This window comes from Mesorhizobium sp. WSM4845 (genome assembly GCF_055811455.1).
In genome coordinates this window covers 1-273 of the sequence record NZ_JBVVQA010000124.1, presented here as the reverse complement: position 1 = coordinate 273, position 273 = coordinate 1, and the positions used below count along the sequence as shown (strand labels likewise).

At 91.6% G+C, this 273-nt stretch carries 1 protein-coding gene; it reads right to left on the bottom strand.

Features of this window, described 5'->3' with window-relative positions:
• Positions 1-273, bottom strand: a 273-nt coding sequence (locus AC0L2C_RS34285) for a hypothetical protein (protein WP_473525544.1), incomplete at both ends; no start/stop codon positions are given.

Here is a 273-nt window from a genome sequence, read left to right as displayed (position 1 = left end):
CCCCCCGCCCGCCCCCCCCACCCCCCCGCCCCCCCCCCCCCCCCCGCCACCCCCCCCCCCCCCCCCCCCCCCCCCCCCCCCCCCCCCCCCCCACCCCCCCCCCCCCCCCCCCCCCCCCCCCGCCCCCCCCCCCCCCCCCCCCCCCCGCCCCCACCCCCCCCACCCCCCCCCCCCCCCCCCCCCCCCCCCCCCCCCCCCCCCCCCCCCCCCCCCCCGGCGGCGCGTTGACGATGTGGCGTCGTGCGATCCTGAGTTCGGCGGCTGCGCCATAGG